At 69.2% G+C, this 15,702-nt stretch carries 14 protein-coding genes; 3 read left to right on the top strand and 11 right to left on the bottom strand.

Annotation, left to right across the window (positions count from 1 at the left end; genetic code table 11):
* Nucleotides 1-111: 111 nt before the first annotated feature.
* Nucleotides 112-591 carry a hypothetical protein gene (locus tag QSK35_RS11260; protein WP_285744991.1) on the top strand — a complete coding sequence of 160 codons (480 nt, stop codon included), beginning with the start codon at nucleotides 112-114 and terminating at the stop codon, nucleotides 589-591.
* An 89-nt stretch (nucleotides 592-680) separates the two neighbouring features.
* Here the strand turns inward: QSK35_RS11260 and QSK35_RS11255 are convergent, their stop codons facing one another.
* The 11 genes from QSK35_RS11255 to QSK35_RS11205 all read right to left on the bottom strand — a co-directional run bounded on the left by QSK35_RS11255 (nucleotide 681) and on the right by QSK35_RS11205 (nucleotide 12,561).
* Nucleotides 681-1,775 carry a glycosyltransferase gene (locus tag QSK35_RS11255; RefSeq protein WP_285744990.1) on the bottom strand — a complete coding sequence of 365 codons (1,095 nt, stop codon included), beginning with the start codon at nucleotides 1,773-1,775 and terminating at the stop codon, nucleotides 681-683.
* The gene (locus tag QSK35_RS11250; RefSeq protein ID WP_285744988.1) at nucleotides 1,772-3,838 is read right to left on the bottom strand and encodes a glycosyltransferase; all 2,067 of its coding nucleotides are present in this window, start codon (nucleotides 3,836-3,838) and stop codon (nucleotides 1,772-1,774) included. The genes QSK35_RS11255 and QSK35_RS11250 overlap by 4 nt, the downstream gene beginning before the upstream one ends.
* On the bottom strand, nucleotides 3,835-4,782 hold the full coding sequence (locus QSK35_RS11245; protein WP_285744986.1) for an NAD-dependent epimerase/dehydratase family protein: 948 nt from the start codon (nucleotides 4,780-4,782) through the stop codon (nucleotides 3,835-3,837). The genes QSK35_RS11250 and QSK35_RS11245 overlap by 4 nt, the downstream gene beginning before the upstream one ends.
* Nucleotides 4,779-6,179, bottom strand: coding sequence for a polysaccharide biosynthesis protein (locus tag QSK35_RS11240; RefSeq protein ID WP_285744985.1), 1,401 nt, complete (start codon nucleotides 6,177-6,179; stop codon nucleotides 4,779-4,781). Before QSK35_RS11240 ends, QSK35_RS11245 begins: the two co-directional genes overlap by 4 nt.
* Before the next feature lie 96 nt (nucleotides 6,180-6,275).
* Entirely contained in the window at nucleotides 6,276-6,947 is a 672-nt protein-coding gene (locus QSK35_RS11235; RefSeq protein WP_285744983.1) for a PAS domain-containing protein, read from the bottom strand.
* A 243-nt stretch (nucleotides 6,948-7,190) separates the two neighbouring features.
* Nucleotides 7,191-7,943: a sigma-70 family RNA polymerase sigma factor gene (locus tag QSK35_RS11230; RefSeq protein ID WP_285744981.1), complete on the bottom strand. Its 753-nt coding sequence runs from the start codon at nucleotides 7,941-7,943 to the stop codon at nucleotides 7,191-7,193.
* Between the two features lie 168 nt (nucleotides 7,944-8,111).
* Nucleotides 8,112-8,414: a hypothetical protein gene (locus QSK35_RS11225; RefSeq protein ID WP_285744978.1), complete on the bottom strand. Its 303-nt coding sequence runs from the start codon at nucleotides 8,412-8,414 to the stop codon at nucleotides 8,112-8,114.
* 38 nt (nucleotides 8,415-8,452) lie between these two features.
* Complete coding sequence (locus QSK35_RS11220; RefSeq protein ID WP_285744976.1) at nucleotides 8,453-9,079, bottom strand: response regulator transcription factor; 627 nt, start codon at nucleotides 9,077-9,079, stop codon at nucleotides 8,453-8,455.
* Nucleotides 9,080-9,338: 259 nt separating this feature from the next.
* A complete protein-coding gene (locus QSK35_RS11215; protein ID WP_285744974.1) occupies nucleotides 9,339-9,899 on the bottom strand; it encodes a hypothetical protein in 561 nt (186 codons plus the stop codon).
* 103 nt (nucleotides 9,900-10,002) lie between these two features.
* Entirely contained in the window at nucleotides 10,003-11,550 is a 1,548-nt protein-coding gene (locus tag QSK35_RS11210) for a S8 family peptidase (protein WP_285744972.1), read from the bottom strand.
* Nucleotides 11,551-11,715: 165 nt separating this feature from the next.
* Nucleotides 11,716-12,561 (bottom strand): hypothetical protein, encoded by an 846-nt coding sequence (locus QSK35_RS11205; RefSeq protein ID WP_285744971.1) that lies wholly within the window; start codon nucleotides 12,559-12,561, stop codon nucleotides 11,716-11,718.
* Between the two features lie 209 nt (nucleotides 12,562-12,770).
* Here QSK35_RS11205 and QSK35_RS11200 point away from each other — a divergent pair, with 209 nt between their 5' ends.
* Nucleotides 12,771-14,585 (top strand): M1 family aminopeptidase, encoded by a 1,815-nt coding sequence (locus QSK35_RS11200; RefSeq protein WP_285744970.1) that lies wholly within the window; start codon nucleotides 12,771-12,773, stop codon nucleotides 14,583-14,585.
* Between the two features lie 138 nt (nucleotides 14,586-14,723).
* Entirely contained in the window at nucleotides 14,724-15,701 is a 978-nt protein-coding gene (locus QSK35_RS11195) for a hypothetical protein (protein WP_285744969.1), read from the top strand.
* Nucleotide 15,702 lies beyond the last annotated feature (1 nt).

The raw sequence follows: 15,702 nt of genomic DNA, 5'->3' as shown, positions 1-15,702 counted from the left end.
CGGATGAAGACCGCGAATCAGGAACCGATGACGGACGAATCGCAGATCTCACGAGTTCGTGTGAAGCAGCGCGATTCACCAGGCACGACAAGGTAAGAATGTCGCACTGTGATGGCTGATCCAGCGGAATTGGCGGGCACCTTCGTGGTCGAGGTCGGTGAGCGGCTGCGCACCCCTTTCCTCGTCTTCTACAGCGACGAACGGGACTACGAACTGCGGCTCGACCTGGACACGCACTGGAGCCTGCGCTTCGTCGACACCGAGGTGTGCGCGTTCCTCGACCGGGGCCACCGTTGGCGACTAGGGCTGTCCGGTGGCAGTAGACGGATAGCGACACACCACCTCGAAGTCCTGTCCCGGCTCTGCGGAATGACCGTCGGCGAAGCGCGGCGCGACAGCGACCAGGCACTGCGAATCGCCTTTTGCGACCGCACAACGGAAAGCACCCACCTCACCGTGTCCGGCGAGCGGACCCGGTTGACGTCCGGCGCGCCCTGGCGACTGCACCGCTGCCTGGACACCTCACTGGAGATCGCGTGGCGGCTCTGCGCACCCGGTACCGGCTCGGCCAGGCACGCGCTCCGGTCCTGACAGCTACGGCGCGCTCCTTCGGTGTGTGCCGAAGCGCGGGTGTGGCGCCGCCCGGCCCCTCGTCGGGCGGCGCCACGCCAAGAAGCGGCTCACCGCCGCGCCGACCACATCGCCTTCCACGACTGGTCGCCCGGCGACAGGGCATACGGTGAACAACGGATCGCCTCGCTGATCAGGTCGCGCTCCGAGTCCGGCGTGCCCGCCAGCTCGAGCGCGCGTTCCGCCCACACCTGTGGCCCCGCCGCGAGCGGCAGCAGGTGCAGTCCCTGCACCCGAGCCGCGAGCTCGCGCAGGCCGGGGAGGTCGGACGCCAGCACGGGCACCCCCGCCGCGAGCGCCTCCAGCACCACGTTCGGGAGTCCCTCCCGCCGTGACGGCAGCAGCATCACGTCGGTCCTGGCCAGCACCTCGTCCACGTGGTCGGTCGGCCCGAGCAGGCGCACCGTGGGATCGGACGTAACCCGAGGCTCCACCGAAACGAGGTCCTCGATCCCACCGGGTCCCACCAGCGTCAGCCGCACGTCGGGGCGGAACCGCCGTGCCTCGGCGTGCACGCCGAGCAGGAACGCGCGGTTCTTCTCCGGTGTGGCGCGCCCGATGTGGGTCATCACCGGCCCGGCGCAGCGATCCCGGACGGCGCGGCGCATCGAGGCGAACCGGTCGACGTCGACCTGGTCCGGCTCCACGCGGTACCGGTAGTCGTGCGGGGGTGGATCCGCGAACGCCAGCGCGGCGCGGGTCACGCCGATGACGCTGGTGGCCGAGTTGCACATCAACTCGCGCAACAGCTTGCGCCGCAACCGGTGCAGCGGCCTGTCGGGCTGCCCGTCCCCGTCGCCCCGCATCCTGGCGATCCGCACCCGGACGCCCGCGGCGGCGGCAACCGCGAGGACCAGGCCACCCCTGAGGTCCACATGCGACTCGATCACGTCCGGCCGCAGCGCACGCAGCAGGCGAAACAGCCGGAGCGAGAAAGTCCACTTGGGACTGAACGAGCACCTGACGACGTCGGCGCCCGTTTCCCGGAACTCGGGCGCCAGCATGCCCTCGTGCGCGCCGATCGTCACGAAGACCTGGTGCACCCGCTCAGGGGGAATGCCCCGGCACCGCCTCAGCGCGATCATCTGGGAACCGCCGCGGTCGAGTGTGCCGAACACGTGCACCACTTTGATGGGAGTTGTCATGTCGTCCTTTCCCAGGTCGTGGTCATGGACAGCCACTCGGGCAGGCCGCCGGACGCGCGGGCGGCCTCGAGGTTGCGGCGGGACTGCTGTTCCCACGCCCGTTTGTCCGTCAGCAACCGCCGCACGGCCGTCGCGAGTGCCGCGTCATCGCCCGGCGGCACCAGGCAGTCCGGTTCGAGCAGGTCCGGGATGCCGCCCGCGCACGTGCCCACCGCGGGCAACGCGTACGCCATCGCCGTCATCAACGAGTGCGCCGTTCCCGCCGCGCACGGCGCCACGAAGAGGTCGGCGGAGTTCAGCAGCCCGGCGACGACCTCGCCGTAGGGCAGTGGTCCGGTGAAGTGGGCGTGGTCGGCGAGGCCCAGTTTCCCGGCGAGCGCGATCAGACCATCGCGTCTCCTGCCGCCACCGACCAGCACCACCCGCACGTCGAGGTCGTCGTCCAGCAACCTGCGCACGGCACGGAGCAGCACGTCGTGCCCGTGGTGCGGCCGGTCCTGGTCACCGATCGCGATGATCTGGTGCGGCGCGGGACGCCAGTCCCGCGCCTCGGTGCGGCACACCTGCGCGTCGGGCACGCCCGTGGTGAAACGTCCCGGAGCCGCCGGGTAGCGGCGCTGCAACAGGCCGTCCGGGATGTACCGCACCGCCGACGCCTCTCGCACGACCCGGCGCATCAGCGCACGTGCCAGCGTCCGCCCGAGCAGGCCTGTGGTCGGCACGTCGGCCGGGTCGCCGACGACCTCGGCGAAATACTCGCGGCGCAACAGTTTGCACACGGTCGCGGCCACGACGCCGATCGCGCCCGGCTGCCGCACCACGATCACGCGTGCCCGCAGCACCTTGCGCACGATCGCCGAGAGGCTCGTGAAGAGGCGCACCCGATCGCTGTAGACCTCGGAGTCGCCGGCACACCTCTGCTCGGCGAACAGGCTGACCCGCCCACGGTCCGCGCTTCTCTCCAGCACGTCCGCCAGTTCCTCCGCCGCCGGCGTGCTGTCGAAGCACCGCACGACCCGGTCGCGCACGGCCTCCCCGCGTTCGGACAGGCCGCCGATCCGGTGCTCCGCCCAGGCTTCGTGCAGCGCGGTCGCGAGCGCGCCGGGGTCGTCCGCCGGTATCACCCAGCACGCGGCGGGGTCGACCGCCTCCGGCAGGCCGCCGGCGTCGCCGACCACGCTGGGCACACCCATCGCGCTCGCCTCCAGCACATTGCCGTGGCAGCCGGACCGCGACGGAGAGACGCTCAGGTCGGCCGCACCGTAGTACGGACGGACGTCCTCCACGGTGTCCAGCCAGGTCACCGTTTTCTCTTCACCGGGCCGCATCGCCGCAGCGTGCCTCGCCCGGTGCCGGGCACCCGCTTCACCTGCGCCGACGAGCAGCAGGTGGCTGCCGGGGTGCTCGACGCGGAACCTGCGCCACGCCGCCAGCACCACCTCGTGCGATCCTTTGTGGCCAAACTGGGCCGGCGGGACCATGATGACGACGAAGTCCTCGTCGGCGACGCCGAGCCGGACGCGGACCTGGGCTCGTTCCGCCGGCCCCACCGGCCGGAACAGCCGGGTGTCCACCCCGTAGGGGATGATGGGAGTCCGGCCGGTCGGCCGGCCGATCGCCCGGTAGGCCCGCGCCGTGAAGCGGTTCGCGCACACGGTGACCGAATCCAACCGGGCGAGAACCCGTTCGACGGTTCGGGCCGATCGAGCCTCCAGGTGGCTCGCCCCGGCGACCATCCGCACCCACGCCACCCCGAGCGCGGCACCGGCGATCCGAATCGCGAGCGCCGAGGTGAACCGGTGGTGGAGCAGTACATCGGGCGCGAGTTGCCGCAATGTGCGCCGCAACCGCACAACGCCGGCGATCGATGGCCGCACGCCGAGCGGATTGTCCACAACGGACACACCTCGCTCGGCGAGCACGTGCCGCAGATCGCCGTCACCGGGCGGCAGCAACGCGACCACCTCGTGTCCCCGCTGCAGCAACGCGTCGGCCTGCGGCACCGCCCACGCACATCCCCGGTCGGTCTCGAACACCAGCAGAACGCGCAACGCTGAACTCATGCGGTGGACCTGTTCTCCGCGTGCAGCAACCGTTCCGCCCATTCGATGGTCCGGCTGAGCCCGATCTCCAGCGGCATCGGCTTGACCCGCGGGAACGCCCGGCGCAGCACGGACCCGGACGCCTGGGAGTGCCGCACCTCTCCCGCGCGGGCCGGCCTGCGCACGACGTCGAGCTCGCGGCCGAACAGGGCGGACAGCAGTGCGATGAGCTCGTTGATACTCGTGCGCGTGCCGAACGCCAGGTTCACCGGACGGGCACAGCTGAACCTGAGCCGCACGGCCTCGGCCAGCACGTCCACGACCGAGTCCACGAACGTGAAGTCCCTGGTCTGTTCGCCGTTTCCGTACACGACAAGCGGTTCGCCGCGCAGCGCCGCCCAGATGAAGGCGGGCACGGCCGCGGAGTACGGGTGATCGGGACGCTGCAACGGTCCGAACACGCTGAAGCAGCGGAACACGACGCACGGGAGATCGAAGCACTGCTGGAAGGACAACGCGTAGTGCTCCGCCGCGAGCTTTCCCGTGGCGTACGGGCTCAGCGGTGTACAGGCCATTTCCTCCGACCTGGGCAACGCCGGGTTGCGGCCGTACACGGAGCCCGAAGAGCCGAGCACCACGGAGGTTCCGGCCGCGCAGGCGGCCTCCAGCACCTCCAGCGCACCCGTCGCGTTGACGTCGTGACTGTGCCGCGGATTCACCAGTGACCGCGTCGCGGACGGGACCGACGCGAGGTGCACCACCGCGTCGGCACCCCCGCATGCGTACATCACCGCGTCACGGTCGAGCACGGACTGCACGCGCAGTTCCACATCGAGTCCGGCGAGGTTCTCGCGCCGCCCGGTGCTGAGATCGTCCAGCGCCACCACGTCGGCCCCTCGACCGGCCAGCTCACGGCAGAGGTTGGCGCCGATGAATCCGGCGCCGCCGGTGACAACGACCTTCACGAGGCGATACCCGCGCACTCGGTCATCGCGGCGATCTCGTTGTCCCCCAAGGCGAGCGACAACAGGTGCGCGGGATCGAGCGGTGGCGCGGCGACCCCGGCCGGCCGCTGGGTGAGCACCTGCCGCACCGCGTCCGGGCTCGCGTCGCCGAGCCGCACGGACAGGTACTCGCCACCGGAGCGGGCCGCCGCGTCGGCCGTCAGGCGTTCGCCGATGCGCTCGGAGCGGCCGAGGACGCACGTCGCGTCGGCGGCCTCGTCCGCGGAGATGTTGACGAAGGTGCGCACACCGGCCGACAGTGCCGCCTCCAGGACGTAGTACGTGCCGAGCACGTTGGTGCGCCACGCTTCCAGCGGGTACCGCCCGTGCTGGAACGCCGCAGCATGCAGCACCACCTCGGGCAGGCACCGCGCGAACACCCCGCGCACGGCCTCGGAGTCGCGGATGTCGACCGGCAGGACGTCCGCACCGCCGATCGACCCGCGCACGTCGTGCAACCCCGGCACGTCACGATCGAGGAGGAACAGCCGGGCGGGCCCGGCCTGGTGGATCTGCCGGGACAGCTCGGCACCGATCGTCCCGGCCGCACCGGTGACCAGGACCCGCTTGCCCGCGAGGTGTTCGCGGACGGCACCGGCGGGTGGTGCGACGGCGTCGAGCACGTGCAGGTCGGCGACATCCGCCTCGGGCGCGTCGTCCGGGAGTGCCAGCACTTCCAGGCCTGCGTCGTGCGCCGCCCGCAGGACCTCGGCGTCAACGGAGGGCACGGCCAGGACGAGCAGCGAAGCGCCGGTTCGCGCCGCCACCTTCGCGATGTCGTGGCGGGTGCCGCGGACCGGTACGCCGCCGATCCGCGACACCCGCTGAACCGGCGCGTCGTCGAGGAACGCCACCGGCTGGTACCCGCAATCGGGTACGTCCATCATGGAGCGCGCGAGCCGCTCCCCGGTGTCACCCGCACCGAAGACGATCACTCGCCGCGTGCTCGCGTAGTCGCGGCGGATCACCTGCCGTGCCGACCAGCCGATGACCACCGCGACGAGGGCCGCGTTCATCGGGATCGCCTGGGGCACCAGCGGAACCACGAAATCCATGGCGGCGGCCAGCACTCCGGTGAGCAATGCGACCCACGCGAGCCGCACCGACTCCTCGATGCCGCCCACCCGCCCCTGGTAAAGGCGCGCGGCCATGCCGACGACCGGGACCATCGCGAGGACCAGCAGGATGAAACACAGGAGCCGGACGGCATCGACGTATGTCGCATCCCGGGCGAGCCGGAACCACGTCACAGTGGTGATCGCGATCGCCCACGCCGACACGTCGATTCCCGTCAGCAGGAGCCTGCGTCTCGTGGCGTCGAGGGCGCCGGACGCGTTGCATTCCCGAAGTTCGCGCACGCAGTGACAGATCAGTTCGCCGCGCGTCGGTTATCCGCGAACACACGAAAGACTGACGTGCCCCGGAAATGCTTGCGCCGCGTCAGAAACGCGGGTTCACGACCGCACGACGCTGCACAGCCCGCGCACGACAGCGGGATGGCCGTCGGCACCCGCCTCGACCCGCCCGGTCACCCGCACCCGGCGCTCGGAGTCCAACTCGATCTCGACGTCCATCGGCTCTCCGCGCGTGATCAGTGCCCGCCAGGCAGCGGAGCCCGACACGGCCGACTCGAGATCGGACTCACCGAAGATCACCCGCAGGCCGCTCGATCCGATCAGCCTGCCGCTCATGAGGTCGAGCGAGAACAGGCCGAAGCCGGTGTCGCCCAGCGCGTCGGCGGCCTTGGCCAGCTCCATCCGATCCGCCGCGGTGACCTGCTCGTGGTCGCCTCCGTCTCCAACCCAACCGGGTAGCCACGTGCACAGCACGACGTCGTCCACGCGGGCGACGCGCACGGAGATCGACGGAGCACGGCCGAGGTCGGTGAGCGGATCGGGTGCCGCGGCGAAGTGCTCGACGCAGGCACCGGGTTCCGTGACCTTGTCACATAGATCGCCCAGCACCGCCGCCGTGTCCTCGGGGAGGAACTCACTGATCGTGCGGCCGACTATGCGTTCGTCACCCAGAAGATCGGCCGCGGCTCTGTTCACCATCTCCACTCGGCGGTCGGCATCCAGCAACAGCACGGCTTCCTGCATGAGACCGACGACATCCCGCAAGGGCACTACCGATCCCGCCCCTTCCTGGACCTATGGCGCGCAACTCGCGAGCAGAGTACGGGGAACGCCGGACATCGATGTGGCTTGAAGAACACATCGAACCGAAACGTGACAAGGTTTCTCAACCGCGCACACACAGCGCTACCGCAGATCTGGGACAACGCGGATCGGTATTTTCCGACCACTGGTGTGCGTTAACTCGATCGGGTGACCCCAAGCGTGAAGTGAGAACCCTCTCGCGAATCGGCGTCAGGCCGCGAGTGGACGGGTGCGCGGCACGCGCCGGGCGAGCTGCGCCAACAGCTCGGACACCTCGGTCGCGGCACTGGCGCACGCGTCGCACGTCCGCAGGTGCTCCCGCACCCGGTCCCGCCGGCCACGGGTCAGCCGGCCGCAGAACAACGCGGCCAGGTTGTTCACCGACTCCCGGCACACGTCCTCGGCCGCGGCCTTGACGTGCATCTGCACATAGGCGACCCGCAGCGCCTCACGGGCGCGGAACGCCAGTGCCGCGACCGCGTTCGCCCGCAGTCCGAGCAGGTCCGCGACCGCCGCCGTGGTCAGCCGCTCCAGCTCCAGCAGCACGAGCACGGTCCGCCACCGCTCCGGCAGGCTCCCGAGCGCCTTCATCGCCAGCTGGGCCTCGAGCCGGTCGGTGAACGGGTCGCTGTCGTCCGCGGGCAGCATGCTGTCGGTGACCTCGGCGTACCGGTCGACCATGCGCTCGCGGGCCAGCTGCTTGTAGTAGGTGGTGCGGATGGTCGTCAGCAGGTAGGCGCGGAACATCGAAGTCGGGCCGCCACCCGCGATGATCCGGGTGAACACCTTGACGAACGCCTCGGCGACCAGGTCGTCGGCACCCTGCGCCGTTCCCGTCAGTTTGCACGCGAAGCCGTGCGCGGCCGCGAAATTCCGCCGATAGAGCTCGCTGAACGCACTACGGTTCCCCGACCGAACCGCCTCTACCAGGCCGAATTCGATGTCGTGGACTTCGCCGTCCATTTTCACCGCCTCAAGGTGGTCGTGAAAACCCTTCATTCCTCGCCCCGACGTGGACTCACAAAGTACAACCGCTTGATCTTGCAAGGAAGCCGACATCACCAAAGCGCGAAGGGACACACGATCGAGCAGCCAAACATCGAAGAACGTCCCAAAAATTGGGTAGTGCCATCACCCCGCCGGGTGATCGACTTTTCCGGGTCGCGCCTCGCCGGTCCGCTGCGCGGGGATGTCCACCACCAGACCCGGCCCCGCGTCCCGCTCGTCGAGCCGATCGAGGTCGAACACCGCCGTCCTGAGTGCCGCGCGCAGCTGGTCGACCCGCGACGCCGACAGGTAGATCGGCCCGAAGCCGTCCCCGTCCAGCCGCACGAACCCCATGCTCTTGCGCACCACCGCGATCGTCCGCCGGCCGCGCACGTCCCGGTAAGGAACGACCAGCTCGCGCCGCCGGGACAACAACCAGCGGGTCAAGGGACCGCACCACATGCCACCACCTCGTCGTGAACATCTCACCTCGACAGAACGGACAGCTCGTAGGCCCTCGCCACGGCGTGGGCCCGATCCCTCGCCTCGAGCTTGCGCAGGATGCGGCGCACGTGGGTGCGCGCCGTCTCGGCGGTGATCTGCAGCCGCAGGGCGATCTGCACCGCCGTGCGCCCCTCCGCGATCAACTGCAGCACCTCGTACTCCCGGCGGGACAGTGACTTGGTCCCGCGCGTCGAGACGCTCGCCGCCCCCGTCGCGAGCGACGGATCGACGAAGTGACCGGCCGAGACGCCCGCGGTGATCGCCGCGACCAGCCGGCCGGGGTCGGCCTCCAGCGGCACGAGCGCCCGGACGCCGTGCAGGCGGGCCATCGCGATGTGGTCCGCGGTGCGGGCGTCCGCACCGAGCAGCACCACCACGGTGAGTTGCCGGAACAGCCGGGTCAGCAGCTGACAGCGGTGCCATCCCGGATCACTGGCGGACGTGATGAGCAGAACGTCGGGACGCGCCGACTCGCACAGCTCAACGGCTTCGCGAGTGGTGCTCACCGCGCCCGCCCATTCCAGCAACGGATGCTCGGAGACGACCGTCTGAACACCGCACTTCATCAGCGGCAATGATTCGACCAACGCGACCCGGATCAGACGCACGTATACCTCTTTGAAAAACTCATCGAAATTACCAATTGAAACCCGTCAGTTTCCAATTAGGCCGAACAGCGCAATCCGGACACGATGCCAGACCCTCGCACCTCCAACGCTTACGCACCACTGTCATGCCTCCACTCGATCGAGTGGTTCACGGCGAGAAAATGATTCTCAGTAGCACAACGGGCGAGCAGCTCACCGCACCACGACGGTGTGGGTGACACTGACCGGGACGTATGCCCGGTCATAGATCAACCGCAGGTCACCGCTTGCGTGACCGGAACGCGGCCGCCCCCACCAGCACCACGATCGGCAGCGTCACGAGCAGCTGACCGATCAGCATCACGATCATCAGCCAGCTCCAGCCGCCGTCTCCGTCGTCCCCCGCGGGGACGCTGTCGACGTCGGACCGGCACACCGTGGGGGCGGCATCGCCCGAGACGCACGCCGTGACGACGACCTCGACCAGGTGCTGGGGCGGATCGTGCAGCACACCGTTCACCTCGACGACGGCCGTGGCGCCGGCACCCACGTCGATCGGCCACGGCCGTCTCGGGCTCACGTCCAGGCTGGCGGACGACGTCACCGCGAGCTCGAGCCCGTGGAGGTCGCGGTGAGTGTTGTTGGCGACCGTGATCCGGTAGGTCACCATCCGGTCCTCGACGATCTCGGTGACCTCGTCGTCGACATCGACCACCAGGTCGGCACGGGCCGGCTCGACCGGCTGGTCCCGGGTCGCGGCCAGCGTGATGGTCAGGGCGGCCGCGAAGGCCACGGCGGGCGCCATCCAGCTGTGGCGCACGGGCGTGCGTGAGTCGGGCATCTGGGTCAGGCCTCCACCTGTGCACGTGTGCTTCGGGGGCACGTGCTCATCGGGCAGACCTGACCCGGGCGTCCGGATTTCGAGTGCTCACCGGATCGGATGATCAGAAGGTGAGCTGCCACGAGTCGACGTAGCCCTTGTCGTTGATGTGGGCCACGTCCTGCACCTTCAGGTTCCAGAGGCCGTTCGCGAGCTCGCTCGACGCGTTGACGGTGTAGGTCCCCACCAGGTTGTCCGTGGTGTCGGTCGTCGCGGCGTTCCGCAGCCGGTAGGCGGTGCCGTCCGGCGCGATCAGGTCGAGCACCAGGTCACCGCGCGCGGTGTGCTTGATGTTCACGTCGACCTTGAGCGTGGTGGAGGCGTTGCCCGTCCGGCCGATCACGGTGATCGGGCTCGTCACCGTGCCCGTGCCGGGGATCGGCACGTCGGTCGAGCTGCTGAACACCGAGGGCAGCGGCGTCGCGGCCAGGCCGTCGGTGTAGAGCTTGAGGTTGGGCGAGCCCGTCATGGGGTTCTTGACCATGTTCGGCGTCGCGGCCTTCACGAGCGCGTCCCGGACCTGCAGCGGGGTGGCCGTCGGGTTGGCCGCCAGGTACAGCGCCGCCGCGCCGGCGACGTGCGGCGTCGCCATCGACGTGCCGCTCATCAGCCCGGACGAGGTGTCGCTGGTCATCGTCGACGAGGTGATCGACACACCGGGGGCGAACAGGTCGAGACAGGTGCCGTAGTTGGAGAACGACGCCTTGGTGTCGGTCTTGTCGATCGCGCCGACCGTGATCGCCTCGGTGACGCGGGCCGGGGACAGCGTGCAGGCGTCCTGGGGCACGCCCGAGGAGTTGCCGTTGCCCGCGGCGATCGCGAAGGTGATGCCGGCGGCGATCGAGTTGCGCACCGCCTGGTCGAGCGAGGAGTTCACGCCGCCGCCCAGGCTCATGTTCACCACCGCGGGCTTCACGGCGTTGGCCGTCACCCAGTTGATGCCGCTGATGATCCCTTCGCTCGTGCCCGAACCCTGGCAGTTGAGCACCCGGACCGCGACCAGCTTGACCTGCTTCGCCACGCCGTACGTCATGCCGCCGACGGTGCCCGCGACGTGCGTGCCGTGGCCCTGGCAGTCCTGACCGTTGTAGGTGTCGCCGATCGCGTCGAACCCGCGGACCGCCCGGCCGCCGAACTCGGTGTGGGAGAAGCGGATGCCGGTGTCCAAAATGTACGCGGTGACGTTCGCGGCCGTGGTCGCGTAGTTGTACTTGGTGTCCAGCGGCAGAGCCTTCTGGTCGATGCGGTCCAGCCCCCACGTCGCACCGGACTGCGTCTCCTCGACCTGCATCTCGATGACCGGCTCCACGTACGCGACGCGGTCATCGGCGGCCAGGCGCTGCGCCTTCTCCTCCGTCATCTCCATCGAGAACCCTTTGAGCGCGGCCGACCAGGCCTTGCGCAGCTTGCCGCCGTGCTTGCGGGTGAGCTCGGACCCGACGTCCTCCGACGGCGTGGAGACGTTGTCCTCGAGCACCACGATGTACTGGTCCTTGACGGGGTTTCCCCCGGTCGGCCGAATGGGGTCCCCGGCGGCCTCGACCACACCCACCATCGAGGACGCCACGATCGAGGCGGCGGCCAGCACCACGGCAACGCGTACACCGAGCACTTGGATCTCCCGTCTGAACCCACAACTACCGGCTGACGCCACCAGGTTCGCGCCACCTGGCGGCGCCGGCCGGTAGTGATCGGTTGCAGGTCGGGTGCAGCTTGGTTGCAGGCCCAGGGTCGTGAGTGGTTTCCGTCGTGATAGCAACGGAAACCACTCACGATCTCAGAAGCGGAAGACGACGTCCGCGGCACCGGCACTGTTGCTGTTGCGCAGCTGCCACTCGCGCACGATGTCGTTGCCGACCTGGACCAGTCGCACGATGCCGACGGTGTCGACGCCGTCGCCGTCCCAGTCACCGGTGACCGGGCAGTCGGTCTTGCCGCTGCCGAAGTTGAACGAGTGGTTGGCCGATCCCGCGCTCACGTTGTTGCGCAGCTTGAACCCGAGCCCGTCGCCGCGGGAGACCGTGGCGATTCCGTCACCGCTGCTGCCGTCCCAGTTGCCGACCTCCGCGCTCTCGGCCTTGGTACCGAACGGGAAGATCTTCGATGGGCTCCCGGCGCCGACGGAGTTGCGGACGCGCCACTCGAAGTCGTTCCCGCTCTCCACGACGACGCCGATGCCGTCACCGCTCTTGCCGTCCCAGTCGCCGGCTACGGCGTAGCGAGAGTTCGACGGGCCAAAGGAGAACGTCTTCTCGGCCGCGCCCGCCGAGGCCGAGTTCCTGATCTTCCACTGCAGTTCGGCGCCCTTGCTGGTGTCGGCGGTGCCGATACCGTCGCCGGCCGCGCCGTCCCAGTTCCCGACCAGCGGGGCCGCGGACTTCTCGCCGAAGTTGAAGGTCTTGTCGGCGGGCCCCGCGCTGAGCGCGTTGCGAACGGTCCACTTCAGGGTGGAGCCGGACGCGTCGACGAAGCCGACGCCGTCGCCGCCCTTGCCGTCCCAGTCGCCCGTGACGATCCACATCGTGCCGAACCGGCAGTTGCCCGCGGTCTGCAGCTGAACGTCGTCGTGCGCCGGGACCGGGGTGGGAGCGAGGGTGAGTGCCAATGCGAGCAGAGTCTTCATGCCCCACAACACTGCGGCGGCCAGGTCTTGGTTCGACCATGAAACGAAAGAGCCTTGACCGCTGCGCAAGCGGAGCAGCGGCAAAGCCACCGACAGCAGGACACCAGAGGACAAAGCGGTCTTCTTCGTTACCAGTCAAAAAGCCGAGCCTTGCTGGACACCCTTCCATCGGATGACCCTGTGCCTGCCCCTGCAGAGAGGAATATCCGATGACCACAAGAGCGCTCCCTGCCGCGCTCGCGTTCGCCGTCGCCCTGTTCGGCGTCACCACGTCCACCACGCCGGCGCAAGCCGCCACGTGTGGTGACCAGGTGATCGTCAACGGCGGCTTCGAGAACGGGACGACGCCGTGGACCCAGACCGCGGGCGTCATCACCGCCGGAACCACCGCGGAACCCGCGCACAGCGGGAACACCGACGCCTGGCTCGGCGGCGACGGCACGACCCACACCGACACCCTGTCGCAGTCCGTCACCCTGCCGTCGGGCTGCTCCTCGGCGACGCTGACGTTCTGGATCCACATCGACACCAAAGAGACGACCGGCTCGGTCGCGTACGACAAGCTGACCGTGAAGGCCGGTTCGGCCACCCTGGCGAGCTACTCCAACCTGGACAAGAACACCGGATACGCGCAGAAGACCGTTGATGTGTCCGCGTATCTCGGCCAGACGGTCACGCTCACGGTGACCGGATCCGAGGATTCCAGCCTGGTGACGAACTTCCTGCTCGACGACTTCGCGCTGACCACCTCCGGCGGTGGCACGCCGCCGGACTCCGCCCGGACGCCGATCAGCCCGAAGTACACGGTCAACCTGACGTCCAACACCGCGGGCGACACCTGGACCGGCCACCAGACGGTCGGCTTCACCAACGGCGCACCGACCGCTCTGCCCGAGGTGTACCTGCGGTTGTGGGACAACTACCACGGCACGTGCCCGTCGACGCCGATCACGGTCACCAACGTCACCGGCGGCACGCCGTCCGCGCTGAGCGTGAACTGCACCGCGCTGAAGATCACCCTGCCTAGTCCCCTGGCACAGGGACAGTCCGCGACCATCGGGTTCGACCTGAAGATCGTCGTGCCCAGCGGCGCCGACCGGTTCGGCCACGACGGCGCGTACAACATGATCGGCAACGCGCTGCCGGTGCTCGCGGTCCGCGACGGGGCGGGCTGGCACCTCGACCCGTACACCGACAACGGCGAGTCGTTCTACGCGCTGATCAGCGACTTCGACGTCACCCTGACGCACCCGACGGCACTGCTCACGCCGGCCACCGGCACGTCGGCGGAAACCGTCAGCGGCAGCAACACGATCACCCACGCCACCGCGGCCAACGTGCGAGAGTTCGCGTGGGCGGCCGGTCCGTTCTCCAAGATCTCCGGCACGTCGGCGAAGGGCTACAAGGTCAACGTCTACGGGACGAGCGGGATCTCGAGCGGGAGCGCGAACTCGATGCTGACGCTGGCGAAGGACGCGCTGGACGTGCACTCCGGCCGGTTCGGCGACTATCCGTACCAGGAGATGGATGTCGTACTGGACAACAACTTCTGGTTCGGCGGCATGGAGTACCCAGGGTTCGTGCTCGACCTGGTGTCGAACGTGGCCCTCCCGCACGAGCTGGCGCACCAGTGGTTCTACGGGATCGTCGGCAACGACGAGTACAACTCGCCGTGGCTGGACGAAAGTTTCACCGACTACGCCACCGACCTCTACCGGGGTATCAGCGGCAGCGGCTGCGGCATCACCTGGCAGTCGAGCGCGGAGAAGCTGAGCAACTCGATGGCGTACTGGGACGCGCACTCCTCGCGCTACTCCACCGTCGTCTACAACTACGGCAAGTGCACGCTGCACGACCTGCGTCGGCTCATCGGTGACACGGCGATGGCGAACCTGATGAAGTCCTACGCCCAGTCGCACTGGTACGGCGTCTCGACGACCGCCGAGTTCAAGGCGGCGGCGCAGGCCGCTGCGGGCTCGACGGACCTGACGCCGTTCTGGGCGTCGCACCGCGTCGAGGGCTGACCGGGAAGGGCCTCCTCGGTCACCTGGGGAGGCCCGTCCGGTTCACCCGATCGGGAGCGCTGGTTGCAGGCCCGGTCTACTCACGGTAGACCGATCGCGGCCAGTAGTTCACCGGCACCACCGGAGAAAGCTGCCGACATGAACCGGAGTGTTGAACGCGCGAGGTTGTCCGCATCCGGTGTCGCACCGGGTGAAGTGGTAGTAGCCACGGGATTCGCCCATCCCCGGCGCGGATGGGCCGAGTGTCGCGCGGCTCCGCTGCTCGCCGCGGGCCTGCGCCAGGCTGACCGCCGGGTGCGCCGGGGCACGGTCCGGGTCGGCACCGGCGACGCCGTGCTCTTCGCGACCACGTGGCTGGGCCAAGACGGCGTGAGCGGACTGGGTGTCGCCGCGCACGAGGACGACGAGTCCGGTTTGGACGCGGCGGAGCAGTTGGTCGAGACGTGGTCGGCCGTGTTGCGCACCAGGCGGGTGCTGATCGCCGCGACCACGCCGGAAGACTCGCCCTTGGCCACCGCGCTGGTGAGAGTCCGCGAGTTCGCCGCGCGCGGTGACACGGTGATCCTGATCGGCCGCCGGGCCGCTCCGCTGACCGGTGTGGCGACCGTTCTGGTCAGCCGAGTCGAGGACGTGGCCACAGTGGACGGTGTGGATCCGGAGCGGCTGTCCTTCGTGGTGCTGCCCGGAATCCCCGTCGAGGACGCCGCGGTGATCCTCGCCGCGTTGCGGCGGCGGTTTCCACGGTTGCGTGGCCAGCATCCCGACGAGTTCTGTTATGCCGCATCGGATCGGCGGGAGGCGCTGCGGTCCGTGGCGAGTGCCAGCGATCTTCTGCTGGTGTGCGGGTGGACCGAGGACGTCCCGCACACGCACGGCCAGGTGCGGGAGCTGTCGGATGTCGGCCGGCTCCGCGCGCACTGGCTGGTTCAGGCGGCGACCGTCGGGATCGCGCCCGGTGATCCGGCCCTGGTCGACGAGGTGATCGAAGTGCTGCGCGGCCTCGGACCCCTGAGCGTCGTACGCCGTCGGGTGACGACCGAGGTGACTCACCGACGTGAGGCCGTCACCAGACTGCGCGCCCACTCCAGCAACGCACGGGCGACCGGGACGCGCTGAG

Source organism: Lentzea sp. NBRC 105346 (assembly GCF_030269605.1).
Lineage (GTDB): Bacteria > Actinomycetota > Actinomycetes > Mycobacteriales > Pseudonocardiaceae > Lentzea.
This window is presented reverse-complemented; position numbering and strand designations above follow the sequence as displayed.